At 44.4% G+C, this 1,240-nt stretch carries 1 protein-coding gene; it reads right to left on the bottom strand.

Annotated elements, in window-relative coordinates:
- A partial coding sequence (gene istA / locus LY11_RS26460; RefSeq protein ID WP_111636573.1) for an IS21 family transposase occupies positions 1 to 980 on the bottom strand: 980 nt, incomplete at its 3' end.
- Positions 981 to 1,240 lie beyond the last annotated feature (260 nt).

Raw genomic sequence — 1,240 nt, 5'->3', positions numbered from 1 at the left:
GGCAGGGCTTGCAGTAAGGGCTTTTCCTGCGTGTTGAAAAGCTCCAGACGGCTGAATGTTTTTTTCTGAAAGTTGAGTTGATGGTGCTGTGCCAGCTTTTCCCGGATGGCCTTGTTCAGTTCGGCAAGGCTATAGAACGTTTCATTGCGTAACAAAGCATAAATGTGTCTATAGGCAATCCTAACCCCGTTTTCTACCGAAGGCTTATCTCTTGGCTTATACGGGCGCGCAGCCAACAAAGCAATGTGATTGTGACCGGCCCATTGCTCCAGCAGCTCTGGAAACGTGGGTTCGTACTTGCAGCTTTTAGATACCCATTGCCGCATATTATCCGATTTAACAGCCGAGGGAACCCCACCAAAATAGTCCAGGGTATTATTCAAAGCCTTTAGTACCTGTGGAAGTGTCGCATTCTCCATGGCTTCTACATAATCAAAACTGCTAAAAGGGAGCACGGCTATAAAGACATCACATTCAATAAATTCCCCACTCAAAGGATCTACATAATGAAGTTTATCTCCGGCAAAGTCAACCTGCAGCACTTTTGCTGGTTCGTGCTCGAAATGCATGACCGCATTGTTCACTCTGGAATGGTCTGTAAAAAAATCACAGAATCTGGAATATTGAAAACCATGGGGATAGGCCTTGATGTACTCCTCCCAAAGCAATAGACGGGTAATGTTGCTGTTGGCTACCATTTGGTTCATGTAACCCGGGATAAGGGCTTTTAACTCAACCTTACGGGGGTCAATATCCTCCGTTATAGGTTTGAGCAGTCCCAACAACTCCTCCAGTTGTTCATCACTGAGCTTTAGAAGTTCGGTAAACTCAGTTCCGGTCTCCTTAAACTTTTGCAGGTATACCGCAATAGTCCGTCTGTTAATCTTTACGTCCCTTTCTATGCTGCGCTGGGAGGCTCCCTGCTTAAAAAAAAGAAGTACTTGTCTTACTTTATGCATACTAAGTGGTTTATTGGCCATTTGCAAGGGTTTAGTTTGTTTAAACTAAACCTATGAATATGCCAGGTAAACTCTGCTTAGTGGTGTACTTTGCCCCGGAATCCAGTGGTGTACTTTGTGTCGGAATGTCAGTCCTTGCAAACTTCAATGATCGAAGGTAAAATGGTGTACTTTCCATCGGAATCATCAATACACTAAATCCTAATTAGTGGTGTAATATGGCTCGGAATGGTGGTGTACTTTGCCGCGGAATGGTGGTGTAGTATACCTCGGAATATCCA

This window comes from Pedobacter cryoconitis (genome assembly GCF_003259615.1).
Taxonomy (GTDB): Bacteria; Bacteroidota; Bacteroidia; order Sphingobacteriales; family Sphingobacteriaceae; genus Pedobacter; species Pedobacter cryoconitis.
Note: the sequence above shows the minus strand (reverse complement) of the source record. Positions and strands in the feature narration are given on the sequence as shown.